Source organism: Methylobacterium sp. D54C (assembly GCF_053345595.1).
The window spans coordinates 242774-269377 of the sequence record NZ_JBKFAK010000006.1 but is presented as its reverse complement, the minus strand read 5'-3'; the positions used below and the strand labels follow the sequence as shown (position 1 = coordinate 269377).

24 protein-coding genes, 1 rRNA gene and 1 pseudogene are annotated in these 26604 nt (G+C 72.2%); 10 read left to right on the top strand and 16 right to left on the bottom strand.

What is annotated here, in order from left to right:
• Nucleotides 1-200 (bottom strand): 16S ribosomal RNA (locus tag ACLBYB_RS16065); the annotation flags it as partial.
• 672 nt (nt 201-872) lie between these two features.
• On the opposite strand from ACLBYB_RS16065, the gene ACLBYB_RS16060 reads away from it, so the two are divergent.
• Together ACLBYB_RS16060 and ACLBYB_RS16055 are read left to right on the top strand one after the other, a co-directional pair.
• A complete protein-coding gene (locus ACLBYB_RS16060; RefSeq protein ID WP_447699372.1) occupies nt 873-2639 on the top strand; it encodes a monovalent cation:proton antiporter-2 (CPA2) family protein in 1767 nt (588 codons plus the stop codon).
• 375 nt (nt 2640-3014) lie between these two features.
• Nucleotides 3015-5399, top strand: coding sequence for a type IA DNA topoisomerase (locus ACLBYB_RS16055; RefSeq protein WP_447699371.1), 2385 nt, complete (start codon nt 3015-3017; stop codon nt 5397-5399).
• Nucleotides 5400-5494: 95 nt separating this feature from the next.
• On the opposite strand, the gene ACLBYB_RS16050 is transcribed toward ACLBYB_RS16055, so the two are convergent.
• Entirely contained in the window at nt 5495-5857 is a 363-nt protein-coding gene (locus ACLBYB_RS16050; RefSeq protein ID WP_447699370.1) for a DUF4186 domain-containing protein, read from the bottom strand.
• Nucleotides 5858-5923: 66 nt separating this feature from the next.
• Between ACLBYB_RS16050 and ACLBYB_RS16045 the strand changes: the two are divergent.
• Nucleotides 5924-6679: pseudogene (locus ACLBYB_RS16045) on the top strand (DUF72 domain-containing protein).
• A 191-nt stretch (nt 6680-6870) separates the two neighbouring features.
• Here ACLBYB_RS16045 and ACLBYB_RS16040 read toward each other — a convergent pair.
• On the bottom strand, nt 6871-8067 hold the full coding sequence (locus tag ACLBYB_RS16040) for an FAD-dependent monooxygenase (RefSeq protein WP_447699369.1): 1197 nt from the start codon (nt 8065-8067) through the stop codon (nt 6871-6873).
• A 515-nt stretch (nt 8068-8582) separates the two neighbouring features.
• On the opposite strand from ACLBYB_RS16040, the gene ACLBYB_RS16035 reads away from it, so the two are divergent.
• Nucleotides 8583-9167 (top strand): hypothetical protein, encoded by a 585-nt coding sequence (locus ACLBYB_RS16035; protein WP_447699368.1) that lies wholly within the window; start codon nt 8583-8585, stop codon nt 9165-9167.
• A gap of 129 nt (nt 9168-9296) precedes the next feature.
• Entirely contained in the window at nt 9297-9590 is a 294-nt protein-coding gene (locus tag ACLBYB_RS16030; protein ID WP_447699367.1) for a hypothetical protein, read from the top strand.
• A gap of 95 nt (nt 9591-9685) precedes the next feature.
• Here ACLBYB_RS16030 and ACLBYB_RS16025 read toward each other — a convergent pair whose 3' ends face one another.
• The 8 genes from ACLBYB_RS16025 to ACLBYB_RS15990 all read right to left on the bottom strand — a co-directional run bounded on the left by ACLBYB_RS16025 (nt 9686) and on the right by ACLBYB_RS15990 (nt 17131).
• On the bottom strand, nt 9686-10036 hold the full coding sequence (locus tag ACLBYB_RS16025; protein WP_056531099.1) for a hypothetical protein: 351 nt from the start codon (nt 10034-10036) through the stop codon (nt 9686-9688).
• A gap of 470 nt (nt 10037-10506) precedes the next feature.
• Nucleotides 10507-10629, bottom strand: a complete 123-nt coding sequence (locus tag ACLBYB_RS16020) for a hypothetical protein (RefSeq protein ID WP_447699366.1) — start codon at nt 10627-10629, stop codon at nt 10507-10509.
• A 414-nt stretch (nt 10630-11043) separates the two neighbouring features.
• A complete protein-coding gene (locus ACLBYB_RS16015; RefSeq protein ID WP_447699365.1) occupies nt 11044-11556 on the bottom strand; it encodes a hypothetical protein in 513 nt (170 codons plus the stop codon).
• A 59-nt stretch (nt 11557-11615) separates the two neighbouring features.
• A complete protein-coding gene (locus ACLBYB_RS16010; RefSeq protein ID WP_447699364.1) occupies nt 11616-13445 on the bottom strand; it encodes a glycoside hydrolase family 15 protein in 1830 nt (609 codons plus the stop codon).
• Between the two features lie 77 nt (nt 13446-13522).
• On the bottom strand, nt 13523-14413 hold the full coding sequence (locus tag ACLBYB_RS16005; protein WP_056531092.1) for an SMP-30/gluconolactonase/LRE family protein: 891 nt from the start codon (nt 14411-14413) through the stop codon (nt 13523-13525).
• Between the two features lie 55 nt (nt 14414-14468).
• Nucleotides 14469-14711 carry a hypothetical protein gene (locus ACLBYB_RS16000; protein ID WP_020094409.1) on the bottom strand — a complete coding sequence of 81 codons (243 nt, stop codon included), beginning with the start codon at nt 14709-14711 and terminating at the stop codon, nt 14469-14471.
• Nucleotides 14712-15122: 411 nt separating this feature from the next.
• On the bottom strand, nt 15123-15782 hold the full coding sequence (locus ACLBYB_RS15995) for a response regulator transcription factor (RefSeq protein ID WP_020094410.1): 660 nt from the start codon (nt 15780-15782) through the stop codon (nt 15123-15125).
• Between the two features lie 8 nt (nt 15783-15790).
• The gene (locus tag ACLBYB_RS15990) at nt 15791-17131 is read right to left on the bottom strand and encodes a sensor histidine kinase (RefSeq protein ID WP_447699363.1); all 1341 of its coding nucleotides are present in this window, start codon (nt 17129-17131) and stop codon (nt 15791-15793) included.
• A gap of 178 nt (nt 17132-17309) precedes the next feature.
• Between ACLBYB_RS15990 and ACLBYB_RS15985 the strand changes: the two genes are divergently transcribed.
• Nucleotides 17310-18221 carry an MBL fold metallo-hydrolase gene (locus ACLBYB_RS15985; RefSeq protein WP_447699362.1) on the top strand — a complete coding sequence of 304 codons (912 nt, stop codon included), beginning with the start codon at nt 17310-17312 and terminating at the stop codon, nt 18219-18221.
• A 58-nt stretch (nt 18222-18279) separates the two neighbouring features.
• Here ACLBYB_RS15985 and ACLBYB_RS15980 read toward each other — a convergent pair whose 3' ends face one another.
• Together ACLBYB_RS15980 and ACLBYB_RS15975 are read right to left on the bottom strand one after the other, a co-directional pair.
• The gene (locus tag ACLBYB_RS15980) at nt 18280-19410 is read right to left on the bottom strand and encodes an epoxide hydrolase family protein (RefSeq protein ID WP_447699361.1); all 1131 of its coding nucleotides are present in this window, start codon (nt 19408-19410) and stop codon (nt 18280-18282) included.
• 223 nt (nt 19411-19633) lie between these two features.
• Nucleotides 19634-20839: an MFS transporter gene (locus tag ACLBYB_RS15975; protein WP_091981604.1), complete on the bottom strand. Its 1206-nt coding sequence runs from the start codon at nt 20837-20839 to the stop codon at nt 19634-19636.
• Between the two features lie 102 nt (nt 20840-20941).
• Between ACLBYB_RS15975 and ACLBYB_RS15970 the strand changes: the two genes are divergently transcribed.
• A complete protein-coding gene (locus ACLBYB_RS15970; RefSeq protein ID WP_132368769.1) occupies nt 20942-21505 on the top strand; it encodes a TetR/AcrR family transcriptional regulator in 564 nt (187 codons plus the stop codon).
• Between the two features lie 85 nt (nt 21506-21590).
• On the opposite strand, the gene ACLBYB_RS15965 is transcribed toward ACLBYB_RS15970, so the two are convergent.
• Nucleotides 21591-22613, bottom strand: coding sequence for an alpha/beta hydrolase family protein (locus ACLBYB_RS15965; protein ID WP_447699360.1), 1023 nt, complete (start codon nt 22611-22613; stop codon nt 21591-21593).
• A gap of 357 nt (nt 22614-22970) precedes the next feature.
• Here ACLBYB_RS15965 and ACLBYB_RS15960 point away from each other — a divergent pair, with 357 nt between their 5' ends.
• A complete protein-coding gene (locus tag ACLBYB_RS15960; RefSeq protein ID WP_447699359.1) occupies nt 22971-23582 on the top strand; it encodes a TetR/AcrR family transcriptional regulator in 612 nt (203 codons plus the stop codon).
• Nucleotides 23583-23635: 53 nt separating this feature from the next.
• Here ACLBYB_RS15960 and ACLBYB_RS15955 read toward each other — a convergent pair whose 3' ends face one another.
• Both ACLBYB_RS15955 and ACLBYB_RS15950 read right to left on the bottom strand, forming a co-directional pair.
• Nucleotides 23636-24082, bottom strand: coding sequence for a PIN domain-containing protein (locus tag ACLBYB_RS15955; protein ID WP_447699358.1), 447 nt, complete (start codon nt 24080-24082; stop codon nt 23636-23638).
• A gap of 4 nt (nt 24083-24086) precedes the next feature.
• The gene (locus ACLBYB_RS15950; RefSeq protein WP_026605131.1) at nt 24087-24326 is read right to left on the bottom strand and encodes a type II toxin-antitoxin system Phd/YefM family antitoxin; all 240 of its coding nucleotides are present in this window, start codon (nt 24324-24326) and stop codon (nt 24087-24089) included.
• Nucleotides 24327-24539: 213 nt separating this feature from the next.
• On the opposite strand from ACLBYB_RS15950, the gene ACLBYB_RS15945 reads away from it, so the two are divergent.
• Both ACLBYB_RS15945 and ACLBYB_RS15940 read left to right on the top strand, forming a co-directional pair.
• Nucleotides 24540-25148 (top strand): PAS domain-containing protein, encoded by a 609-nt coding sequence (locus tag ACLBYB_RS15945; RefSeq protein WP_020094420.1) that lies wholly within the window; start codon nt 24540-24542, stop codon nt 25146-25148.
• Between the two features lie 120 nt (nt 25149-25268).
• Nucleotides 25269-26561 (top strand): TAXI family TRAP transporter solute-binding subunit, encoded by a 1293-nt coding sequence (locus tag ACLBYB_RS15940; protein ID WP_447699357.1) that lies wholly within the window; start codon nt 25269-25271, stop codon nt 26559-26561.
• The last annotated feature ends 43 nt before the right edge of the window (nt 26562-26604 follow it).

The window sequence follows — 26604 nt, the reverse complement described above, 5'->3', positions numbered from 1 at the left end:
CCGATCTTCCGGCAGTAAACCTTTCCCCAAAAGGGCGTATCCGGTATTAGCCCTAGTTTCCCAGGGTTATTCCGAACCAGAAGGCACGTTCCCACGCGTTACTCACCCGTCCGCCGCTGACCCCGAAAGGCCCGCTCGACTTGCATGTGTTAAGCCTGCCGCCAGCGTTCGCTCTGAGCCAGGATCAAACTCTCACGTTGAAGAGATTGATCTAAGCTGATCACAACTACTTGACAGAGGCTCACAATCATCCCGGCATCACTGCCCGGATATGTGAGCTTCCGAAGCGTTAGACAGCTCGCTTCTCTCGTTGATCCGGCTCTCGCCGGACCCGCAAGGACAAGCGCCGTCCACGCTTCTCTTTCCCGTATTCACTTGTCAAAGAACGGCGCCTGTTTACACAAGTGCCATTTGAAGATCAACAAAAAACTACTCGGCGCTCACCGACCGTTGCTTGCAGTCTTCAGTGGAAGTCCGTCCGAGCGGCCCGCCCTGGCCGGGCACCGCGTCGGGAGGCGCCGTATAGGGCGCCAGAAATCGGCTGTCAATCGCCCGTCTTCTTCGACCGCCGGAGGCTGGCGGGCGCGGTCGTCCGCGTGTGCGGACACCGCTCCCGGATCCGGCAGAGCCCCCGCGCGCAGAGACCCGTCGCCGCGCCAGCCTGCCAGCACACCCCTCCGCGATCCGGACGAGGGGCCTCGCTCCGGATCGCGCGTCAGAGCGGGCCGCACGATGAGTGCTCATGGAAACGATCCGTTTCGATAGTTTCCATTTCTGACTGCGCGTGCTTCGCTCAAGATGGATCCATCGGCGCGACGTCGGGGCCCTGCACGGGCCGCGGGGCGCCAGTGCACCCACGGAAGGACCCCGCCATGGCCGTCGAAGCATCCGGTGCCGCGAGCGAACTCGTTCAGGTCGTCTCCCTCCTGGCGGCCGGCGTCATCGCCGTCCCGCTGTTCAAGCGGCTCGGCCTCGGATCGGTCCTCGGCTACCTCCTGGCAGGACTGGCGATCGGGCCCTTCGGGCTCGGCCTATTCACGGACGCCCACGCCATCCTCCACGTGGCGGAGCTCGGCGTCGTGATGTTCCTCTTCATCATCGGGCTGGAGATGGAGCCGTCCCGGCTCTGGGGCATGCGCCGCGCGATCTTCGGGCTCGGCCTGGCCCAGGTGGGCGCCTGCATCGCCGCCCTCACCCTGGTCGGACTCGCCCTCGGCTTCTCGATCACCGTCGCCTTCGTGGCCGGGACCGGCTTCGTGCTGACCTCCACCGCGATCGTCATGCAGCTCCTGGAGGAGCGCGGCGCGCTCTCGACGCCGAAGGGTCAGCGCATCGTGGCGATCCTGCTGCTGGAGGATCTCGCCATCGTGCCGCTCCTCGCCGCCGTCGCGCTTCTGGCGCCGGGCGGGAGCGCCGCGAGCGCGACGGAGCGCGCGGTCACGGTCGCCATCGCCCTGCTCTCGGTCTGCGCGCTCGTTGCCGCGGGGCGCTGGCTGCTCAACCCGCTGTTCCGCCTCCTCGCCGCCGCCAAGGCGCGCGAAGTCATGACGGCCGCGGCCCTCCTCGTCGTGCTCGGCTCGGCCCTCGCGATGCAGCTCGGCGGCCTCTCGATGGCGATGGGCGCCTTCCTGGCCGGCGTCCTGCTCTCGGAGTCGAGCTTCCGCCACCAGCTGGAGGCCGATATCGAGCCGTTCCGCGGCATCCTGCTCGGCCTGTTCTTCCTCGGGGTCGGGATGTCCCTCGACCTGACGGTGATCGCCGCGAATGCCGGCCTGATCCTGGCGGGCGTCGCCGCCTACATGACCGTGAAGGGCCTGCTCATCTACGGCGTGGCCCGGGTGCTGCGCGCCTCCCACGCCGAGTCGCTGGAACGCTCGGCCCTGATGGCGCAGGGCGGCGAGTTCGCCTTCGTGCTGTACGCGGCCGCCGCGAGCGCGGGTATCATCGACGGCACGACCAACGCCGTCCTGACAGCCACCATCATCCTGTCGATGGCGATCACGCCGCTGGTGGTCGTCGCCTTCGATCGTCTCGGTCCCAAGGCCGTTCCGTCCATCGACGGCGTCGAGGCGCCCGAGGACCTCGTGGGCAGCGCCCTGATCGTCGGGTTCGGCCGCTTCGGCCAGATCGCCAGTCAGCCGCTCATCGCGCAGGGCTGCTCGGTCTCGATCATCGACACGAACCCGAGCAACATCCGTCTCGCCGAGGGGTTCGGTTTCAAGGTCTATTACGGTGACGGCACCCGCCTCGACATTCTGCACGCGGCCGGCGCCGCGACGGCGCGGGCGATCCTGATCTGCGTCGACGACACCGCGATGGCCAGACGCGTCGCGGAGATCGCCAAGGCGGAGTTCCCCTTGGTGCCCGTGCTGGCGCGCGCCCGGGATCGCGAACACGCGGTCGAGCTGATCCAGGCGGGCGTGGCCTACCAGATCCGCGAGACGGTCGAGTCGGCTCTGCTCCTCGGCGAGCAGGCGCTCCTGACGACCGGAGCCGAGCCGGAAGCGGCCAGCGCGATCCTGGCGGAGGTCCGGCGCCGCGATGCGGAGCGTCTCGATCTGCAGGTCGTGGGCGGCATCTACGCGGGTCGGGACCTCATTCACGGCAACAAGCCCGGCTCGGCGCACGCGGCCGGCTAGGCCAGCGACCGGGCCTCGGTGCCGTGCCTGCTGAAGGCGCGCCGGTCTCGGCAGGCACAGGGGGCGGCCAACCCGTAGAACGCGAGCGCGTGCCCGGAGCCTTCGGAGGACGGTGCGCGGGTCGACGGCGACGCGCCAGCCACAGGCGGGAATCCGGCCACGGAGGCATTCCGGGTCGCCGCCGCGGGCGAGCCCGGAGCACAGGTACAAGCGCCGCTCCAGCATCGCGGCGCCGGCCGGTGTGCCTGGGGAGGGCGACACGCCGCCGGCTTCCCCACGGCTTCCCGTCTCGCGGCGCCAGTTGCATCCCGAGCCCGCCTGGAACAAAATGTGAACCCTGGGTCAGGCGCGGCGACAGCCCGAGCGGTCAGCGACATGTCATCTCCGAGCTCCGGTCGCACGCTGTTCTTCTTCGAGAAGCCCTCGGCGATGCGCCAGTTGCAGCGCTTCTTCCGCTCGCCGAGCACGGTCTGCGTGGCCGCCGAGGGACATCTGCTGTCGGCCGAGGAGCCGGGCAGCATCCGGCCCGAGTGGAAGCCCTGGCGCTTCGACCTCCTCCCGATCGTCCTTCCCACGATCCCGGTCGGCTACGGCACGAACCGGTCCGGGCAGTCGCACGCACCGAAGATCGCCGCGATCCGGCAAGCGCTGAGCGGCGTGGACCGCGTGATCATCGCCACGGATCCGGGTCGCGAGGGCTCGATGATCGCGTGGGAAGTGCTCGAGCATCTCGGCTGGAACGGCCGGGTCGACCGGCTCAAGCTCGGCGCGCTCGACGAGGTCTCGATCCGACGCGCCTTCGCGGCCCTGGCCAAGGATCCCGCCTCGGGCGAGCGCGACTACGCCGCCTATCTCGAGGCGCTCTGCCGGCAGTACGAGGACTATCATCTCGGCCTGAACGGCACGCGGGCGATCTCGCTGCGCCTGCGCCCGCCCGCCTTCCGGGAGCCCTGGCGCTTCGGCGGCGTCCAGACGCCGACCCTCGCCATCCTGGCGGACCTGGAGGAGCGGATCCGGTCCTTCGTGCCGCAGGACTTCTTCAAGGTCGCGCTGCACCTTAGGACCCATGCAGGCGCGGAGATCACCCTCTGGCACGCCCCGAAGGAGCGGATCCTCGATGCGGCGGTCGCTGAGACGATCCGGTCCGCCGCGGCGACGTGGTCGGGCCCTCTGGCGGTCGCGCACAGGGATGTCCGGCGCGCGCCGCCCCGGCTGTTCTCGAAGGACACCCTGGCGCGACGCTGCGCCAAGCGGTTCGGCTGGGACCCGCAGCACACGGCCGGCATCGCTCAGGACCTCTACGATCAGGGGTACCTCAGCTACCCGCGCACGGAGTCGGAGCACCTGCCCGAGGGCCAGGCCGGCGATGCCGCCGCGATCATCGCGGCCGTCACGACCGTCCTGACCGACCTGAGCACAGTCGTTCCGCGCGACGCTGCGCCGCTGATCCGTCGCGGCCTGAAGGGCCACTACGTCGCGGATCCGGGCGAGCACCACGCCATCGTGCCCCTGCGCAAGGCGCCCGAGCGCGGCCGTCTCAGCACCGATCAGTTCCGCTTGTGGGAACTCGTGGCGAAGGCCTATCTCGCCGCGCACCTGCCCGACGGGGTCGACGCGCGCACGAGCGTCACGGCGGATGTCGCGACACCGCTGGGCGTGAGGCGGTTCGCCGTCTCCGGCAGCGTCGTGCGCGCCCCGGGTTGGCGCGCGCTCTACGGCAGCGAGGCCGAGCTCGAAACGGATGCCGTGCCCGGCAAGACCAAGCGCGAGGCGGAAGCCACCGCCACCCGCCTGCCGCTCGTGACCGACGGCGAGGGCGCCTCCGCCGCGACGGCGGAGATCGCCACCGCGAAGACCGAGCCGCCGCGGCGGATCACCCGAGGCGAATTGCCGGTGGTGATGGGCCGGCTGATCGACCAAGTGGACGATCCGGCCGCCAAGCGCGCCCTGGAAAACCCCGCCAACCCGAACGAGCCGAAGGGTCTGGGCACGGCCGCGACGCGCGACACGATCCTGCCCAAGCTCCTGAAGAGCCGCTACATCACGCTGTCTACCGGCAAGGATCCGGCCATCGAGGTCACCGAAGTCGGCCTGACCTTCGTCCGCGCGGTGCGCAGCGTGTTCCCGGCCTACGGAGATCCGGTCGGGCGCGCCATGTTCGAGGCGGAGCTCGCCGAGATCGGCCGGGCGGTGACGCGCGCCGAGGCGGTCGCGCGCGCGACCGCCTTCCGCCAGCGCACCCGCGCCCGCCTCGACGACCTGATCGCAGCGATCGCGCAGGCGCCGACCGTCAGCCTCGATCCGAGCCTGATCCCGGCCGGTCAGGGCGACCAGCGGCCGCCGACGCCGGCCATGGTGGCGTTCGCCGTGAGCCTATCCGAGCGGAAGGGCGTGACGCTGCCGCGTGGCTGCAGGAGCAGCATCAGCGTCTGCCGCGCGTTCCTCGACACCCATGCCGGGCCGCGTGGCGGACAGGAGGACGACGCCGGCCGCGCAGACGGCCGGCGGAGCCCGAGCGCGGCGATGGTCGGCTACGCGCGCAGCCTCGCCCAGCAGCGCGGCATCCCGTGCCCGCCGGACGCGGAGACGGACTTCGACGCGTGCCGGCGCTTCCTCGACGCGCACGCCGCGCGGCCAGGGCAGGGGAGGGACGAGGCGAACGCCGGAGGGGCGAAGAGCAAGAGGTCCGCGGAGCGGGAGAAGCGGCGGGGCCGTGTGGCACGGACACCGCGACCGGCAGCGGCACGCCGCCGGGCCTGAAGCGCCGCGGCGGGAGTGACCGGATCGCGGCGTTCGTCCGCGACGCCGACTTTGCCCCGTCTCGGTGGCGCCGGCCGCCCGGCCTGGCGCGCGCCTCAGGCGGCCTCGGGGTCCTCGGAGCGCAGCCAGCGCGCGATCGCGGCGACCACGTGGGCCTGCTCGACGGCGGTCAGTGCCCGGCCGGCGGGGATCGCGTGCCACTTGGCCAGGCAACCGCGGCAGCAGGTTGCCGTCGCGTGCTGCGCCGTGAAGACGGGATGACCGCGAAAGGGCGTCTGCTTGCCGTCGTTCTTCGGCTCGGCGGACGCGAGGCGTCGCCGCACGAAGTCCCGCGGGTGGTCCAAGACCGTCGGGAGCCCCTTCTCTCGCAGGTAGACCCGATCGGCGATCGCCAGCCGGAAGCGTCGCCGGAACGCGGATTGCGGGAGACGGTCGAACACCTCGTCGAGCGCTCGCATGCGCGCAGATCCCGGTCTACCGATCGCCAGTCGGGCCGGCATGGCTTCGGCCCCGAGCGGTATTCCATGCATCCATCAGACGCCATCGCCGTCGGAATCGCGGGCTGGAGCCTGCCCAAGGCCTACGCGCCGCAGTTCCCAGAGGCGGGCAGCCATCTGGAGCGGTAGGGACAGCGCTTTTCCGCGGTCGAGATCAACACCGCCTTCTATCGGCCCCATCGGGCGACGACCTACGCGAGATGGGCTGCGGCGGTGCCGGACGGGTTCCGCTTCGCCGTGAAGGTGCCGCGATCGATCACGCACGAGCGGCGCCTCATCGGCGTGGATGAGCCCCTCGCGCGCTTCCTCGGGGAGGTCACGGGCCTCGGGACAAAACTCGGGCCGCTGCTGCTCCAGCTCCCACCGAGTCTGGCCTTCGACGGCCCGTCCGCGGCGACCTTCCTATCGGGATTCCGGCGGCGCTTCCCGGGCGACATCGTCTGCGAGCCGCGCCACGCCACGTGGTTCACAGAAGATGTCGACCGCCTGCTCGTCGGCCTCGCGATCGCCCGTGTCGCGGCCGACCTCGCGCCGGTCCGGAACGCCGGCATGCCCGGTGGCTGGCCGGACCTCGTCTACTATCGGCTCCACGGCTCGCCGCGCATGTACTACTCGGCGTACGAACCGCGCGTCCTGTCCCGGATGGCCGAGCGCCTCGGAGCGCACAAGGCCCTCGGCCGACGCGCGTGGTGCATCTTCGACAACACCGCGGAGTTCGCCGCGATCGGTGATGCCCTCGACATGCTCGCGCGCGTCGAGACCCGACAGGGATCCGATTCATGAAACAACAGACATTGATCTCACAATTCTAGGGAGGATTTTCCCCCGCCGGCACAGCCGGTCTTGTCGGGAGAGGCGGCCCCGACAACGGACGCCGTCGTTCCTGAGAAGGTCAGACCCCGCAGAGAACCGAGCCGTGGCGATCCGAGCGCTCGATGTGGAACCGCCCGGAGCGTGTGTGCCGAGGAGCCGATTCAGGCCGATCGACCGACGTAAGCGGAGACATCGGGCTCCTCGGAGCGCCCATCGAACAGCTTCGCGGTGACGCGGCGAACGGCGGGCCTGCTCGCGACGTTCAGGGCCGCGTGAAGGAGACGGATGCCGATCCGCGTGCGCGGGTTCATGAGCTTCGGCGCGAGCTTCGGGACACCCTGCGCCCTCTCGACATACGGGCGCATGACCCGCTCGTAAGCCGCGAAGCCCGCCGCGACCGTGTCGGTGCGCGCCAGCTCACCGGCCAGCACGCAGGCGCCGGTGACGGCCAGCGTCGTGCCGATGCCCGCGAGGGGCGTCGCGCACCAAGCCGCGTCGCCTGTGAGCACGACGCGTCCGGACGACCAGCGTTTCATCCTCACCTGGCGCAGGACGTCGAGGTAGAAATCGTCCGCCGCGTCCAGGCCCGCCACGACGCGCCCGGCCTGCCACCCGGCACCGGCGAACCGCGCCCGCAGGAACGCCTTCTGGCGAGCGATATCCCAGTCCTGCTCGCCGCCGGGCGGCTGACGGAGCGTCAGCATCGCGCGCGTCGTGCCGTGCCGGTCCGGCCGCAGCGAGATGCTGCGGCCGCCCGTGGCGTTGAACCAGCGCCACATCCGGTCGTCGCCGGGGATTCTGGGAATCGTGAAGTACGCGATGGTCAGATCCATCCAGCGCGGCGCGTACTCTCCGGGAAAGACGAGCTCGCGGGTCGATGAGCCGACGCCCTCCGCCACGATCACCGCGTCGTAGCGTTCCGTCTCGCCGCCCGCGAAGGTGACGGCGACCGCGTCCCCGTCCTCCGCGAGGCGGGCCACACGGTCGCCGAAGAGGTAGCGGGCCCGCTCCCGGGCCGGCTCGTAGAGAAGGCGCGCCAAGTCGCCGCGCAGGATCTCCATCTCGGCGGTCGGCCCATCACCCTCGGCCCCGGCGACGTCGAACCGCGCGGCGACCCGTCCCCGGCCGTCGATCCAGGCCGTGCCCTCCTCGCCGGTGCCGCTGTCGAGGGCGGCCCGTTCCAGACCCATCCGGCGCAGCACCGTGCGACCGACACCGCGCACATCGACGTTCTGCCCACCGTCCCGGAAGGCGGGCGCGCGCTCGACGACGGTCACGTCGAAGCCGCTGCGGCCGAGCCACCAAGCCACCGTGTTGCCGGCGATGCTAGCGCCGGTGATCAGGATGCGACGCGCCATACGGAAACCACTCCCGGGGACCCAACAGCGCCCGGTGCAACGGGTTGCCGGCGACGAGCGCGGCTGTTCGCGGCGGGACGCTCCCGTCTCGGCAGTGCCGACGGTGGGATCGCCACCCGGCTGTGCAGCGCCGCGGAGGCGCACCCGCTCCGACCCGCGGCGGCGCCGATCCCCTCGACAGGTCTCGCCGCGTGCCCAACATGAGCGCGACGATCGTGCCGATCGTCCCGCGCGGGACGCGCGCGGAACTCGGTCTGGTCTGCTCAAGGCTGACGTGAGACCGGCGCAGGCAGGGATTTCAGGGCATGACAGGGGGACACGCAAGGTCCATCGGCGGTCCGGGTACTGGCGCGCGGTCGGGTGACGCCGGTGCGGAGACGCGCGGATCCGCTGCTCCGGCCCGCCACGCCGTCGCGCGGGCCGATGGCGGCCTCCCCGGTGATGGCCGCGCGCCCTGCGAAAGCCGGAGAGACCGGACCCGGCGAACACGGCGCGTCGGCGCGCTCTGCGCCCTGATGATCGCGGCGCCGACGGCGACGCGCGCCGAACCGGTGCCGGCGCTTCTCCGGGACTGGACCACGGCCAACGGCCTCTGCCGCGGCGGCTCCGGCGACGATCCGCGCACGCAGGCGGCCTGCGAACGGCGCGACGGCCTCGATCGCCGGCTCGCCGCCGCGGGCTGGTGCTACGGACGCCCGGCCGACACCGGCGCCCAGAGAACCTGGCAGCCCTGCGGCGACGGCACGCGACAGCCCGCACAGGCCGGGACGGAGACCCCGCAGGGCGCGGCGCGGCGCGCCCTGCTCGATGTCGCCCGGGGCCCCGCGGAGACCGGGCGGGGACAGCCGGTGCAGTTCGTCGTGCACGCCCTGAACCAAGTCGGCCCCTGGGCCTTCCTCTTCGCGCGGATGCAGCGGCCCGACGGCCGACCCCTCCCTCGCGCCGCGGACGATCTCGACTCGAATGACTACGCCGCGCTGCTGCGCCAGGACGGAAACGGCTGGCGGGTCGTCGACTTCGCCGTGGGACCGACCGACGTCGCGTGGGAAGGCTGGGACCGGCGCTACGGGGCGCCGGCCTCCGTCTTCGCGGTCCGCTGAGGTTCGTCCCCGCCGCATGAACGGAGAGACGCCCACGCGCCGACGCCTTCGGCTCTTCGCGGTCCGGCCGATCCGGGCCGCTGTCCCGGCGCCGGTGTCGGCTCCCGCCAGGACCCGGGAGGCCCGGGCATGATGGCCGCGCGGCGCTGGCTAAGCGCGACGGGGCTCGCGCTGCTTCCGACGACTTCCCAGGCCGCCCTGCCGCCGTCCTGGCAACGCGTGCGTGAAGTCCAGGCCGTCGCGGAGGCGGCCGCGCGGGTGCTGGGATCGCGTCCGATCGATGCAGTCGAGCGCGTCGACGGGGAGCGCTACCGCGTCCGGGCGGGTGACTGCCGGGTCACGGTCCGCGTCGTCGTCCGCCCCCGAGCACAGCCGGGACCGCAGCCCTTCGACGCGATACCGGACGCTCCGGACTGCCCCTAAAATCACCACGGGCTTCATCCCTGCGCCGCGGCGTCGAGCGCCTGAGAGGCCTCGGAGAGGTCGCGGCCGCGCACCCGCGGCGCGGCGCTCGCCCATCAGACAGGCCGGCCCGGCGAGCCGGCGTGCATCGCGCCGATCACGGCGAGCAGACCGAGCAGAACCATGAGCACGGAGTAGTACTGCATCGGGATCCAGAACAGGGTGTGGCGCGGGCGCAGGATCACCGTCTGCCCCGTGCGCGGGTCGAGCAGTTCGCGGCCCGGCCGGCCGTTCAGCCGGGTGCCGAGCCACCAGTTGAAGCCGGCCGCCACCACCCACACCAGGATGACGCCCGTGGGCGTCGGGACGCCCAGGCGGGCGAGCGCCGGATCGAGCAGCACGCTGCCGATCAGGCCCGCCGCCGCGATCAGCGCCGTCAGCATTCCCCAGCCGGACCAGATGATCATTCCCGGACATCCCCTGTCTTGGCGAACGGTCCCGCCTCGCGGGACGCGGTTCCTCCGGCAGGCGCCGGCACGAGGTTGCAATGGGCGGCCCAGTCGCGTTTTCGCCGGGTCGCGGGGATTGTCCGACGCCGAGACTGGTATCGACCGGCATCCCGCGCGGACCGTCGGTCGCCCTCCCGGCCGCGATAGCCGCGGTGCAGATCGGCGGTCATCAGGGTCCGGGCGCGGGTCGGGTCGACGGCGAGGCTCATGCGATCGGCGGATCAACTCACGTCAGGCATCGTCGCGGGCGACACCTCGCACGGCCCGGTCCCGCCGGCAAGCTGACCCGTGACCGAGGGGCAGGATCACCGGAACGGCTGCACGGCCGTCTAGACGTTCATCGACGACCCTCTCGTCGCCGCTGACCAGATCCCGTCGACGACCGGAGCGTCGGCGGCCCTGCCTCGCAATGCGCGAATACCGCCGATCTACCTGGAGCCGGACAATCCGAAAAGGATCGCCACGCCCGCGACAAGGAGCGGCGCCCAGAAATGGACCAGGCCGCCGCCGCTCCAGACCGAGAAGGTCTCCCGGCACCCCGTCGTGTTCATCGCACATCCCAGGGGGACGAAGTACATGAACCACACGAATGTTGCGATGACGAGAAGTGTCCCGAAAATCAGCGCGGCGCCCCGCATCGACAACATCCTCATGCGCGCCTGGTCCGGGCGCGCTCCGCTACGGCCCGGGGCCACGATCGGATCCCACCCTGCCAGGACCGACGTCTCCTGTCGCTCCATGACGGGTGCGTCCGCGAGGTTCGCGTGAGAGCCGCGACAGGGATCTCGCGGGATCCGCGCCGGAGCGCACCGCGAGGCGGGGGCCCGCGCCCGTGACCGGCCGCGGCCGGATGAGAGGCGCGCCGCGGATCCGGCCCGTCCGCTACCGGTGAGTGGCCGCGGAGGCCGACGCCGGTGTGCAAGGGCCGAGCCCGGAGCGCCCGCGGCGGCCGTCCGGGTCTGGCGCTACCGCGGACCGCCGCCGCGCCGCCGCGCGATCTCGTGTCCCGCGCTGTCGAGGGCGCCCGACGGCGCGAGGCCGTCGTTCGGAACGGCCTGCATGCCATCGTGCGCGGTGCGCGAGGTCGGTCGCGCGAGACCGTGATCGCCGGCGGCCTGCTTCATCGCCAGCGCCCTGCGGGAGCTCGTGACCAGGCGACCGCGCGCCCGGGCGGTCCGCCTGCGCTCGCTCTCCTTGCTGGCGCGCTTCACCGCGGCTGCCAGCACCGCGGCCTTCCGGCGGGTCCCGGTATTGTCGGTCGCGGCGCGCGCGCCGGACGGGGCGGCCTTGCCGCGCAGCTCGCGGCGCTGCCGGCGGGAGATATCCCGCGCACGGTCGCGGCTTGCCCGAAGACGCGCGACCAGCTCCGCCAAGCCGCCGTCATCGGCCTCACCGAGCCAGGGGTGATGCGAGCGCGCGACGAGATCGGCCTCGTCCACGCTCAGGAGACGGGCTTCGTGACGGCTCGATCGGGACATGGGCACTCCTGTGCTGAATGAGGGGTGGCGACAGCGGACGGGCGGATGGCGGGCGGCGATCAGTCGGGGCCGCCCAGGGTCGGTGTCCGGCGCAGCGCCGTCTCGCGCAGGGACCGGTCGGCGTAGGTGCCCTGCACCGCCGCGCGACCGCCGTGGTCGAACAGGTCGAGCATCAGGGCGCTGTGGATGAAGCCGAGATGGCTGAAGGCCTGGGGGAAGTTCCCCAGGAAGGCGCCGTCCGGCGCGACCTCCTCGGCGTAGAGGCCGACGTCGTTCTGGAGGGCGCGCAGGGCGTTGAAGCGCAGCCGCGCCTCCGCGTCCCGGCCGAGCCAGAGCAGCGCGTCGACCAGCCAGAAGGCGCAGAGCAGGAAGGTGCCCTCGTGGCCGGGCAGGCCGTCGTCGTTCCGGTAGCGGTAGACGAGGTGGCCGTGCCCGAGGCGCTCGATGACGACGTCCACGGTCCGGGCGAAGGCGGCCTCGTCGACCGGGAAGCCGACCAGGGGCGCCATCAGCAGGGCGGCGTCGACGTCGTCACCGCCGAGATATTGCGGGTAGTAGCCGTCCCGGTGGATCCCCGGGCCGTTCACGCAGGCGACGATGCGGTCGCGCTCCCGGCACCACGTCTCGCGCGGGCCGAACAGGCGGATCGCCCGGTCCAGGGCGACCCAGTTCATGATCGCCGCGTGGAGGTAGCGCTGCTCGGGCTTGCGCGGCTCCCAGAGACCCGCGTCGGGCCGGTGCCAGTGCGCGGCGGAGATGTCGGCCAGCCGGGCGCCGTGCCCGAGCATCGCCTCCGGGAGCGTGCCGCCCAGGCGTGTGTAGAGGTAGAGCAGGTCGAGCACCTGCCCGTACGCGTCGGCCTGATGCTGCTCGGCGGCCTCGTTGCCGGCCCGCACCGGCGCGCTGCCCCGCCAGCCCTCGAAATGCGCGATCGTGGTCTCGGCGAGGTCGGCCTCGCCCGAGACGCTGTAGAGCGGCCGCAGCCGCCCCTCCGCCCGCGCGCAGAGGTCGGACACGAACCCGAAGAAGGCCTCGGCTTCGCGCAGCATGCCGAACTTCTTCAGGACGTAGAAGGACAGGCACGCGTCGCGGATCCAGCAGAACCGGTAATCCCAGTTGCGGATCCCCCCGATCTCCTCGGGGAGGGAGGTCGTGGCCGCCGCGACCATCGCGCCGGTGGGCGCGTATGTCAGCGCCTTGAGCACGAGCGCCGACCGGATCAGCTCATCGGCGAGCGGTCCCGTGTAGGCGGCGTCCTGCGTCCACAGCACCCAAGCCTTGCGCGTCCGCTCCATCAGGGCGCGCGCGTCCGGCGGGGCGTCCGGCAGGGCATCGCCGTAGAGGCTGAAGCTCCGCGCCTGCCCGCCCTCGAGGACGAACCGCGCGGCGGCCCCGGCGCCGTCCCGCACGAGTTCGACATCCGCGACGAGGCCCGGGCATCCCGGTGCCGTCACCCGGCCGCCCGCGATCTCCGGCGGCGCGAAGGACTCGGCGAAGCCCGCCAGCGGCCGGTAGGCGACCACCATCGGGACACGGCCCGACACGCCGCTGACGAGCCGGACCAGGAGCGGCCGGTGCGTACCGCCCTCCGGCCCGACCATGAAGTCGTGCAGGGTCACGAAGCCGTCCGGGGTGGTGAAGGTGGTCTCCAAGATGTTGCTGCGGCTCAGGTACTGCCGCGCCGTCTCGTACCGCCCCTCGGGGCGGATGGAGAAATGGCCGCCGCGCCGGCGGTCGAGCAGCCGGGAGAAGGCCGGGTCGGCGTCGAAGCGCTCCAGGCAGGCCCAGTCGATCGATCCGTCGCGGGCGACGAGCGCGCACCCCTCGCAGTTGCTCAGGAGGGCGTAGGCTTCGATCGGCTGATAGGGGCGCTCGCCCGCGTCGGTCATGAAGTCTCCTGGGTGTTGCGCTTCGACGCGCCGGCTGATGTCGGGCGAGGGCGGGCGAGGACCGCGGTCCGGCCCGGTCAGGCGCAGAGCCGGAAGGCCGGTTCCAGCAGCCCCCGCGCGCCCACGTCGATCAGGATCGTCCGGCCATGCTCCGGATCCTCGGCGCGGTCCGCCACGTCCATGCCCTCGTAGGCGGACGTGACCAGCAGGCGGTCGAGATCGCGTCCCGCGAAGGTCGGACAGGTCGGCTGCCGCATCGGCACCGACACGGTGCGGACCCGCTCGCCCGCGGGGCTGTAGGCGTCGAGGCAGCCGGCGCCGAAGCGCGCCGTCCAGATCAGGCCCTCGGCATCCACGGCGGCGCCGTCGATCGCGCCCTCGCCGCCGCGGTGGTCGAAATGGATCTCGACCGGTCCCCGCGGCAGCCCGGTCCTCGGATCGAGCGGGACGCGGTGAAGCACGCCGACGTCGGTATCGACGAAGTAGCCGGTGGCGCCGTCCGGCGAGAAGCTGATGCCGTTGGGGATCGTCAGGCCGCCGAAGAGGCGGTGCACCTTCGTGCCGGCCACGTGATAGATCGAGCCGCGCCCCTTGGTGGCGTCGCGGTCCATCGTGCCGATCCACAGCGCGCCGCTCGGATGGACGCGGCCGTCGTTGGACCGGTTGTCGTGCAGATCCTCCTCGAGGGGGCAGAGCATCCGGATATCCCCGTCCCGGATCGACCGGACGTAGAGACCGTCCTCCGCCGAGAGCAACTGGTGGGCGCCGTCGATCGCCGCGATGTCGCTGACCTGGACGGGCAGGACGTGGACGAGCGCCTTTTGGGCGCTCGCGATCGGCTTCTCGAACAGGCGCGCTTCCAAGATATCGACCCACCACGCCGTCCCGGTGCGCGGATCGTAGCTCGGTCCTTCACCGAGGTGGCAGCGCACCTGGCTGAGAATTCGGATGTCGTGCGGAGGACGCAAATGCTCGTTCCCGTTCGTGTCGGTCGATGTTCGAGGCGGACCTGTCGCGACGACGTCAGCACTTGTCGCAGACGCTGCCGAGGACCGCGTCGAGGTCCTTCTGCCGTCGCGTCCGTTCGCGCGGATCGTGCAGCGGCGCGGCCCCCGCGCCGGGCGGCACCGTCTGCCCCACCGACGAGCGGTACGGCGCGTTGATCGTGGTCTCAGGGCCGCCGCCCGTCCCCGTGAACGCGGCTGCCAGCGCCGCATGGATGCAGATGAACGGTGCGATCAGGCCGATGATCGCTCCACGGGTCATCGCTTGTCCGACAGTCATGGCGAGCCTCCCGATTCAATCTCCGATCCGATCTGCCTGCGCGGTGATGCGCGCCTCGTCCGCGGGGCGAGAGCCGACGACCGACGGGAGATCCACGATCGACCACGCTGCCATCGGTGCGGGGGTGCTCCCCGCCGGCCCGCGACCTGCGCACCTCGCCGACCAAGAGCAGCGACGCCCTCTCCATGTAATCGTCGTTTAATCCGCAGTCTCGGCAAAATCATCAACCGTGACTTCACGCATCATTTCGTGCCGCGATGGCAAAGTAGATGGTGACATGCAATCGCGGAGTGCCCTCACGCACGCATCGGCGCGGATTAAACGCGGCGCGCAGTTCAGCGATGGATGTCGGGAAGGATCATCCGTCACTCAGACAGATGCGCGCTGTCCCCGTCACGCCCTGCCGGCCAGCTCTTCGGGCGGGCACACGAGCCCGGCGCCCACGGCGATCCAGACGAGGTGTGCATCGGTTCGGGCACCGAGCTTGGCGCGGATCCCGGACAGGTTGTTGTGCACCGTCTTCAGGCTCAAGCAGAGGGCCTCGGCCACGGCCTGCGCCGTCATACCCCCCGCGGTCAGGCTCAGGATCTCGACTTCCCGCGGGCTCAGCGCGTCGACGGCCGAGCGCCCGCCCGCCACCTCGTCCTGGGCGATCGCGTGGGCGATGTCAGCGCTCATCGCCCGCTCGCCGCGCAGCACGGCCGCCACCGCCGCCAGCAACGCCCGCGGCGGGCTCGCCTTGGTGACGTAGCCGCACGCCCCCGCGGCGAAGGCTCGGCGCGCGACGACGGCTCCGGTGCGCATGCTGAAGACCAGGATGCGGGCCGCCCCGTCCCACTGGCGGATGTGCCGGATGGCCTCGATGCCGCTCGGCCCCGGGAGCGACAGGTCGAGGATCACGAGATCCGGCCCGTGCGCCTTGTACTGGCGGTAGGCCTCCGCCGCGCTCGCCGCCTCCGCCGTCACGACGAGTCCCGGCTGTCGCTCGATCAGGCGGCGATAGCCCTCGCGCACCACCGGATGGTCGTCGACGAGGAGGATGGACGTGGGCATGAGACGTCTCAGACCGCGGTCGGGACGGTCGCGCAGGCGCGGATCCCGCTGCCGGTACCCGTCAGCGTGAAGCTGCCGCCGAGGGCGGCGAGCCGCGCGCGGATGCCGACGAGGCCGCGGCCCGTGCCGGAGGCCGTGCGCGAGACATCGCCCTTGCCGTCGTCGTCCAGCGTGAGCGTCACCGTCCGCGTTCCGGTCTCCGTCCGGACGACCCGCAGGAAGATCCGGCTCGGACGCCCGTGGCGGAGGGCGTTCGTCAGCAGCTCCTGCGCGATGCGGTAGAGGCTCGCCGACACGGTCACGGGCATGTCGGCGAGGTCGCCGGCCACGTCGAGATGGAGGGCCGGGCCGGACCTGAGTTGCGCCCGCCAATCCGCCACGAGGTCCCGCAGCGCGTCCTCCAGCCCGGTCTCGGCGAGGTCGGGCAGTTCGAGGCGCGCCAGCGCCCCGCGCAGGCTCTCCCGCATGGTGGCGAGGACGACCTCGATGCCGCGCGCGTCCGCGCGCAGATCCTCGCGGTCGTCGGGCGCGGCGAGTTCGATCGCGGCCGCCCGGGCGCCCGCGGCGGCGAGGCACTGGCCGAAGGCGTCGTGCAGGTCCCGCGCGAGCGCCTGCCGCTCCTCTTCCTGCACCGTGACGAGCCGCTGCATCAGCTCCGCGCGCGCGGCCTCCGCGCGGGCGAGCCGGTCGGCGAGGTCATCGCAGGCGCGTGCGATCCGGTCGAACTCGGCGGCGGCGAAGCGCGGCAGCGGCGACCGGGTCCGGGCCGCGTCGAGCCTCGCCAGCCCGCGCACGATCTGCCCGGCGGGCGCGACGAGGCGCGTGACCGCGAGCCAGTTGAGGAGCAGTGTCGCCGCCGTCAGAGCGAGCGCGAGCCCGCCCGCGAGACGCACCCGCTGCCAGACGCGGGCCGCCGCGGCGATCGGATCGGGCCAAGCGGTGACGCTGCCGATCGTGCGCTCGCGGAAGACGATCGCGCGGATCGTCGGCGCGGCCGCGGCGTCCCCCGCGACCGCCTCCCGGAACCACGCGGGGGCGGCGTCGAGGCCATCCCAGTCGCCGCAGACGCGCCGCGGCAACTCGACGCCGAGCTGGATGTCGGCGCAGATCCCCGGGAGGATGGTGAGGAGGGCCGGTGCGGGTTGCGGCGGCGCGGCGGGCATCGCGACCGGACCGGCGCTGCCGAGGCCCGGCTGACGCGCGAGCTGCGCGGCGATCCGCTCCGCCGAGGTCGCGGCCTCCCGCTGCAGGCTCGCCTGGGCCGCGAAGCCGGTCCAGGCGACCGCTCCGGCCAGGCACAGGAGGGCGACCACGAGGAGGCGTAGGCCGAGATGCGCGGGCAGGCTCATGGGGGCGAAACGGCCGGACTCGAAGCGACGTGCCGATCTGGCACCGGGAAGGGCCCGGCGCGCAAGCCGCGCCGAGGCAGCGCGGGAAGAATACCCGGCCGTGCGCGGGAGGATATCCCTGGCCCGCGCCCCACGCGCCCCGCAGGATGGCGGCGTCCCGTCTCCCGCGGAGCCCGCCATGGCCTCTCACCTGTCCCGCCGCAGCCTGCTCGCCGCCGCCGCCCTGCTGCCGCTCGGCCTGCACCGCCCCGGCGCGGCCGCGACCGGAACCCCGCCCTACCGGGTCGGCGCCTTCACCGTGACGCCCCTGCGCGACGGGCTGTTCCCGCTGGAGCCGCGCATGATGCCCGCGGCCGAGAGCCTGGCCGGACGGGCTCTGTTGACGGGGGCCGGTCTTCCCGGGGACGGTCCGTCGCCGGAGCCGGTCAACGCCTTTCTGATCCGGTGCGGCGCGCGCCACTGGCTGCTCGACGCGGGGTGCGGAACGGTCTTCGGACCGGACTTCAACCGGGTGACCGCCGCGCTGGCGGCGGAGGGCGTGCGGCCCGACCAGGTCGAGACCATCTGGCTGAGCCATCTCCACGCCGACCACGTGGGCGGTCTCCTGACGCCGGGCCGCCTGGCGCGGTTCGCGAACGCCGAGCTCGTGGTGCAGGAGCGCGAGGTCGCCTACTGGTCGGATGCGGGAGCGCGGGCCGCCGCGCCCGACGCCCTGCGACCGATGTTCGAGACGGCGCAGGCCGTGCTCGCCGCCTACCCCGATCGGATCCGCCGCCTCTCGGGCGAGGCCGAGCTCGCCCCCGGCATCCGCGCGATGCCGCTCCCCGGCCATACGCCGGGTCACATGGGCGTGCTGATCGCGGACGGCGCGGACCGGTTGCTGATCTGGGGCGACGTCATCCACTCGCGGCTCCTGCAGATGCCGCACCCGGACTGGACCGTCATCTGGGACACGGATCCGGCGGAGGCGATCGCGACCCGCCGGCGCATCCTCGACCGCGCGGCGGCGGAGGGCCTGAGCGTGACCGGGATGCACCTCGCCGCCCGCGGGCGGATCGAGCGGGACGGGGCGGGCTACGCGCTGATCTAGAGGATCCGGTTCGTGCCGCCGGGTCCGGCTGAGCCCGCGATGCGGCGGGACGACGCCGTCAGCCGCGGCCCCAGTCCCGCAGGTCCCGGACGAACAGGTCCGGCGCCTCCATGGCGGCGAAATGGCCGCCGCGGGGCATCGTCTGCCAGCGCGAGACCGCGTAGCCGCGCTCCAGCCACTCTCGCGGCGGCGCGGGCGTGCGCGGATCCGGGTAGGCCGCGAAGGCCGTCGGCACCGTGACGCGCCGCCCCGGCGGCATCCGGCGCACACCCTCCTGCTGCGCGCCGGCGTAGAACCACGTCGCCGTCGCGAAGGAATCAGTGAGGATGTAGAGCAGGGCGTTGGTCAGGAGCTGATCGTTCGTGAAGACCTGCGCGAAGGGCCGCTCCCGCAGGTCGGCCCAGTCGTGGAAGCGCTCGACCAGCCACGCCAGCTGCGCCACCGGCTCGTCCGCCATGGCGTAGCCGAGCGAGAGCGGCCTGGTGCCCTGCAGCTGCGCGTAGGCCCCGAGCGCCTGCTGGGTGGCTCCGGCCTGCTTCTGCCAAACCCGCTCCGCGGCGCTCTCCGGCTCGGCATCGGGCTGCACCAGCAGGTAGTTCAGGTGGATCGCCTCCAGCGACGCGGCGTGGTCGAGGCCGAGCCAGGCCGCGACCCCGGCGCCCCAGTCGCCGCCCTGCACCCGGTAGCGCGGGTAGCCCAGAGTCTCGCGCATCAGGCGGTCGAACAGCCGCGCCGTGCTGCGCGCGCCGATCGGCACGGCGGGTTTGCCCGAGAAGCCGAAGCCGGGCAGCGCCGGGATCACGAGATCGAACGCGTCCTCCGGCCGCCCGCCGTGGCGCGACGGGAAGGCCAGGGGCTCGATCACCGACCAGAACTCGTAGATCGAACCCGGCCAGCCATGGATCAGCAGCAGCGGGCGCCGGCCTTCCGCCTCGCCGACGACGTGGACGGCGTGCAGGTCGAGATCCTCGACGCGGGCCAGGATCTGCGGGAAGCGGTTGAGCTCGGCCGCGGCCGCGGCCTCGTCGAAGCCGTCGAGCCAGTGGGCGCACAGGTCGGCCAGGACGTCCGGATCGCAGCCGTAGCGCCAGCCGGCCCCCGTCGGCAGGCGCGGCATGCGGTAGGCCCGCACGCGCTCCCGCACCCAGGCCAGCCGGTTCGCGTCCCAGGCGACGGTGAAGTCTCGCATGATGCCTCCGCTCGGCTCCGCGTCCCGGGAGCGTGCCGATAACGGCCGTCCCGTTCGCGCAACGTTGATCCGGGTCAACGCGGCCGGGCCGGGACGGTCGCGCCGGGATCGCCCCGGCCGGCACGACGGCTGTTGGCGGCGCGATCGCGCGAGGGCCCCCGGCGGCCGGCTTCGGTGCCCGTCCGGGACGCGGACCCGACCGGAGCGCCGCAGGCAGGGTACGTCAGCCGGGCGAGACGCGTCGCGACGTCAGCGCCCGCCGCGCCAGGAACCCGGCCGCGCTCATGGCGAGGATCGCGGCCGCGTAGAGGTCGGCGGTCGTCACGTAGCCGATCCGGCGCACGAGATACCCGGCACAGATCACCGGGAGGCTGAACGCCAGGTAGCTCTCGACGTAGTAGCTCGCGAGGAGCTCCGCCCGCTCGCTCGGCTTCGCCAGCGGGACGATCGTGCCGAGGGCGCCGAGGAAGCTCGTCCCGAAGCCGGCCCCGCCGACCAGGGTCCCGCCGATCAGGACCGGCACGCTCCCGCCGTGCATGCCGGCGAGCACGATGACGAGACCGGCGGTCATGGCGAGCGTCCCGATCGTCAGGTTGGCCGCGGCGTCCCGGCCGCGCCGCTGGAGGACCGCGAGGGCGCCGGCGACCATCAGGGCCGCGACCATGACGCCGCTCGTCAACGGGGTCCGGCTGCCCGTCGCGGCGACGACCAGCGAGGGAACGATGGAGAGGTAGAAGCCACCGAGCATCCAGGTCGCGATGTTGGTCGGCGTGATCGCGGCGAGCGGCCGCCTGGCCTGTGGCGGAACCACGACGCGCGGCCTCAGGGCCCGCAGGGCGCCCGCGCGGCGCTCGCCGGTCTCGGGCGTGAGCCAGAGGAGAGCGGCCTGCGCGGCGAACACCGCGCCCAGGATCGCGTAGACGAGGTGGAGAGGGTGCGGGCCGTACTGCACGAGGGCGCTGGTTCCGAGCGCGCCCGCCGCCATCCCGATCAGCGGCATGATCGCGTTCACGAGTTGGGCCCGCGCCCGGTCGACGTCGACGAGCGCGGCGCCCAGCGAACTCGCCGCGATGCCGGTCGCCACGCCCTGGACGAAGCGCGCCGCGATGAGTCCCCAAGCCCCGCTGGCCGTCGTGAACAGGGCCATCGCCACCAGCTCGAGGAGCAGCGCGCCGAAGATCACCGGTCGTCGGCCCAGATGGTCCGAGATCGACCCGGCGACGAGGAGCGCCTTGAGGAGCGCCAGCGCGTAGACGGCGAACACCGCGGTCGTGAGCACGGGGGAGAGCGCGTAGGTCTCCTGGTAGAACCGGTACAGCGGCGTCGGAGCGGCGGACGCGGCGAGGAAGGTGCCGAGCACCGCCGCGTGGAAGAACAGCGTGCCGCTGCCTGCGACAGCCACAACTTTCAGCTTGCGGTCCCTGGTCATTGGCGAACCTAAAGGCTAATCCGTTGCGTTTGATGCGTAGGCCCTCCGCGCCACAAACGCAATATCTTTGCGTTTGTGGCGCCCCAGATGGCAGAGTGCAGGATGACGACGAGGCAAGGGCCGCGTCCGGGCGGCCGCAGCGCGCGGGTGCAGACCTCGGTTCAGGCGGCCGTGCGCGCGCTCCTGACCACGACGGACCGTTCGGAGATCACGGTGCCCCTGGTGGCCGCCGCGGCCGGCGTGACGCCGTCGACGATCTACCGCCGGTGGGGCACGCTCGCCGAGCTCTTGGCCGATGTCGCGGTCGAGCGGCTCCGTCCCGACGGCGAGCCGGCCGATACCGGGAGCGGCCGGACCGATCTCGAGGCGTGGGCGGAGCAGTACGCGGACGAGATGTCGTCCGCACCGGGGCGGGAGATGATCCGGGACGTCCTGGCGGCGGCGGACGCGAACTGTGCCCAGCGATGCTGCAGCTTCACCCGCGATCAGATCGCGATCATCGCGGATCGGGCCGTGGCCCGCGGCGAGGCCTTCCCGGACCCCGAGGCGGTGCTGGACGGGGTCGTCTCGCCGATCCTCTACCGGATCCTGTTCGGGACCGCGCTGGAGCGGGAACGGATCCTCGAGCTGGTCGACCGCACCCTGACGGCGCGCGAAGCGACCTGACCCGAGGCGCCGACCCCGTGCACCGACCTCGCGGAGGAGGCCGGGCTCCTGACCTCAGTCGCCAAGGGGCGCGACGAGCGGCCTGTCAGAGCGGCTCCACGGGCTGGGCGCGCGTCCGCTCCTTTCCGCGGGTCGCTATCGCGGGTTGCGCCAGCGACGCGCTCGCGTAGCCCGCGGGCGCGACGGCGAGGATCGGTCGCCAGGTCGAGGACCACGCGCGCAGCGGCTCCGGATCGCCGCGGAAGGCCAGGTCGAGAAAGGCCAGCGTCCCGGCGGCGGTCGCCGCCTTGACCTGCGGGTTCAGGTTCAGACCGCCCGTGAGGGGACGGTCGGTGAAGATGCTGTGCGAGCCGCCCTGGAAGACCGCCAAGGACTTCCGGGGCGTCGCGATCGCCTCGTACACGGCGAGGCGGTCGCTGAACGGCGAGGTGCGACCGGGCAGCTGGATGACATCCTCGGTCGCCGTCACGTGCAGGGTCGGGATCTCGACGGCGCCCAGGACGGCCCGGAGGTCGCGCTCGCCGTAGAAGGGCGGCGCCGAGATCACGATCCCGGCCGCGATCCGCGGATCCCGCGCCTGAAGGGCGTGCCCGTCGCGGACGACGCGCGCACCCGCGGCGATCAGAGTCGTGTTGGCGCCGTAGGAATGGCCGGCCGCCACGATCCGGCGCGGGTCGATCCGGTCTCCGAAGGCGCCCCCCTCCTGAACGAGGAAGCGGTCCAGGGCGAAGCGCAGGTCGCGCGCCCGGGCGATCGCCTCCCGTTCCTGCGCCGCCCGCTCGATCCGGTCGAGCAGGGCCAGGGGATTGCCGGTCCAGACGGAGCTGTCGCTGCCGACGTGCTGCAGGTGCAGGCTCGCGATCCCGTGGGACGACCAGTGCCGACCGAGATAGCTGTAGCCGGTCCGGGACTGTCCGAGACCGTGCGAGAACACGACCAGCGGGACGCGCCGCCGGAGGGACGACGTGTTCGGCCAGTACAGGCGTACCGGCACCGGTCGCTGGCGCGCGCCGTCGACCCAGTCGAAGTCGACGATCCGGACGTCCTCGACGACGGGCTCCGCCGCGGCCGGCCGCGTCACACCCGCGGCCAGGATTCCCAGCAGCATGGCGCCGACCTGCCGACGGTTGGGCAACGGCCGTGCCGCTGTCGGACCGGAAGACTCGAGCATGAGGAGGGCTTTCGCGACAGGAGGGGAGCCAGGAGGGTTCGCAGAGCCGCGCATCGCCGGCCGCAGCCCGATCACGACGCGCCCTCGCCCCCCGGCGCGCGCCAACCGAATTCCGTTCGCCGACGGAGGCCCCGACGGCGAACGAGGCTGCCGATATCGGCAGGAAGGGGCGGGCGCCCGACCGGACTCCGCACCGCGTCCCGAGACCGCGCATCAAAATCGCACTCGGTGTAAAAAATATAATTGCACCGCGTGCAACTTTGCAAGTGCGGAATCGCATGTCACAACGCCGGCATGGGGAGCCCGCCACCGAAGCCCGGCAGCCTGCGCGCGCGAAAACGGCAGGAGACTCTGGAACGGATCGCCGAGACCGGCCTGCGGCTGTTCAGCCGGCACGGCTACGAGGCGACGACCCTGGACGCGATCGCCGAGGCGGCCGGCATCTCGCGTCGAACCTTCTTCTACTACTTCAAGTCAAAGGAAGAGATCCTGCTGGACTGGCAGATGCGCGGCTTCGGCGCGGCGCTGCGCAAGGCCGTCCTGGCCCAGCCGGAGGGCAAGGTCCCGGTCGAGGCCGTCCGGGACGCCCTGCTGGCGCTGTCGACGGGTTTCCGGACCCGGGAGTTCATCAGTATCGATCGCGTCATGCGGTCCAGCGAGACCCTGAAGGCCCGCAAGCAGGCGGCCTACGGCCTGCACGAGCAGGCCCTGCATGCCGCGCTGATCGAGCGCTGGCCGGATCCCGTCCGCAGCGCCCCGCTGCGCCTCGTCGCCATGGCGTCGCTCGGTGCGATGCGCTTGGCGATCGAGGCCTGGATCCAGGCGGGCGGCGACCGTCCCGTGGACGCCTTCCTGCGGGCGGCCTTCGCTGGTCTCACGGCCGAGTTCTGCACACCGTCCCGATAGTCCCGCCGCGATCGGCACGCCGCCGCGGCCCCGCGGTGACCGGCGCGACGCCGTCACCGCCCATCGGCCGGCAGCGCGACGAAGGGATCGCAGGCGGCAACGCCGAGCGGCGCGAAGTGCCGCACGTTCCGGGTCAGGACCGTCCAGCCGTTGCAGCGCGCGGTGGCGGCGATCGCGAGATCCGCGAAGCCGGGCGCGTGCCCCTGTCCGCGCGCCAGATCGGACAACCCGCCGATGTGGCGCGCGACGGCGAGGTCGATCGGGAGGACCTTGGCGGCGTACAGGTGCAGCAAGGTCTCCAGCCACGCCGCGAGGCGCTCGGCCTTGCGCGCGGCACCGTCCCTGCGGCTCTTCGCGATGCCGTCCTCGATCTCGGCGATCGTGACGACCGAGAGGTGGAGCCCCGCGCTATTCCGGTCCATCCAGTCGATCAGTGCGACGGCCGGAACGGCCTTGGTCGGCGCGCCGGCCGAGAGCACGTTGGTGTCGACGAGGTACACCGCCTCACAGCTCGGCGCTTCTGAGCCCGCCGGACGGAGGGGCGAGGTCGTCCGCCGCGACGGGCGCGGCCATGAGCAGGCGGCCGAACGACGGGACGCGGGACAGCCGCTGCCAGTCCTCGAAGCTGAGCAGCACGGCCTCGGGGCGGCCGTGGCGGGTGATGATTGAGGGCGCGCCCTGCTTCGCTTGGTCGATGACGGCCGACAGCGTCGCCTTGGCGTCCCGAAGCTGGATCTCCTGCATGGCGCCCTCCGTGACCACTGTAGTCATAATGGGTGTCCACGTTCCGATCTGCAAGGACCGCCCGCGGCCCGTCGTCGGTACCCGGCCCCGGCGGCTCGCCGGGGCCGACCCGTGTCCGGCACGCAACAGTTGATTGCAGACCAGATTATGCCCCTTGCGGTTGCAGCGCTTTAGGCCCACCCATGTTAGTGTTAACTGAATACGGGTGCTCGGGTGGCAGCTTTTAAGCCCCTAGACGGGCAAACAGCCTCGGAAACCTTCCAGACGGCGCTGGACGCGCTCGACGTCGTCGGCCGCTGGGAATGGGACGCGGGCGTCGATCGGGTGCGGGCCGACGCCTTCGTCGCCCTGGTGTACAATGTCGATCCAGCCGAGGCCGAGGAAGGCGTCCCGCTCGGCCGCTACATGAGCAGCATCCACGCGGACGATCGCGAGCGGATCGATGATCTGATTCGGCGCAGCGCCCGCGAGGGGACACCGTACCTCGCCGAGCATCGGGTGACCTCGGCGGACGGTCGGACGCGCTGGGTCCTGGTGCGCGGGCGCTTCACCGGCGATCATGTCGGGCGGCTCCAGGGCGGCAGCGGCATCCTCCTCGACATCACCCGGATGCGGATGTTCGAGGACATGGCCGACGAGGCCGTGCCGCGTGCGGAGACGTCGCCCCTCGAGCTGGCAGCGGATCATGCCATCGCGGCGATGTACGCGATCAGCGAGTTGCGGGACGCGGAGCTCAAGGTGCAGGCCGAAGCGCTGCTGATGACGCTGGGCCGCAGGCTCGCCCTCCAGGAGGTCCAGGACCGGCACCGCCAGATGAACTGATCGCGTCGCCCCGAGCAAGATACAGCATGGGGCGGAGCGTCGACCGATCCTGTCCGGGAGCGGGAGACTGGGCCAGACACGCGCGCTATGCTGGCGGATCGGCAGGTCAGCGCGGCACGGATGATCCGGCGTTCCAGAACGACAGTCATCGTCCTCGGCGTCATCGCCGGGGCCGCCGTCGCTGCTCTGCTCATCCATCTCCTCCTCGGCCTGCTCTCCCTCGACATCGCGGTCGCCAAGACCAGCACCGAGGATCGGGAGGCCGCGCAGGCGCTCACGCAGCTCTTCCAGACCCAGCATCCGCGGGTGCGCATCCGGACGATCTTCGAGCCGGATCGCCTCGGCGCCTCGGCGGCCCTCGACAAGGGCGAGACCCAGCTCGCCCTGGTGCGCAGCGACGCCGCGCCGAAGGACGGGCAGACCCTGGTCATCCTACGCCGCGACGCGGTGGTCTTCGTCGCGCCCGGGGGCAGCCCCGTCGACAGCGTGGCCAAGCTGCGGGGCAGCACCGTCGGACTCCTCGACGGGCGTAAGCTCGACCCGCGCCTGCTCGACCTGATCCTGACGCATTTCGGCGTGCCCCCGAGCAGCGTGCATCGCCGGATCCTGACGATCGACCAGCTGACGGAGGCCGCCCGCAGCCGCCAGATCGGTTCGGTGTTCGTGGTGGCCCCGGTCGGGAGCGCGCTCTGGCTGCCGCTGTTCACGGCGCTGCGCAAAGGCTCCGGGACGGCGAAGCTGTTCGAGGTCGACGAGGCGGCGGCGATCGCCAAGGAGCACCCCGTGCTCGACACGATCGACGTGCCCAAGGGCGCCTTCCTCGGTTCCCTGCCGGCCCCGGGCGACGACATCACCACGCTGTCCGTCAGCCACCGGCTCGTGGCCCGCGGCGCCATGCCGGACTGGCTCGCCGGCGAGATCACCCGCGAGGTTCTCACCGGCAAGCCGCGGCTCGTCGCGCTCGACGACGATCTGGCCGGCATCGAGGCCCCCGACACCGACGACAAGGTCCAGGCGCTCCCGATCCACCCGGGCGCGACGGCGTACCTGACCGGGAATCAGCCCAGCCTGAGCGATCAGGCGCAGAACGCGGCCTACTGGGTCGGGCTCATGATCAGCGCGCTGGCCTCCCTCGGCGCGGCGGGCATCGGCCTGTATCGGCGCTTCCGGCCGCTGCAGCCGCCCACCCGGGTCATGCGCCTCCTGGAGATCTGGCTGTCCGTGTCGAGCGCCGATCCGGTCGAGCTCGATCATCTGGAGCGGGAGGCCGACGCGCTCGCGGCGGAGACGATCCGGATGGAGGCCCACAGGCGAACGGAGAGCGTCGAGATCCGCCTCGTCGCCCTGCTCGTCGCGCATGTCCGCGAGGCCGTCCAGCGCCGGCGGCGGCACGTGGCGCAACGGATGACCTAGCGCCAGGCGATCCCGGCACCGCCCCCCGGCGGCGGCCGATCCC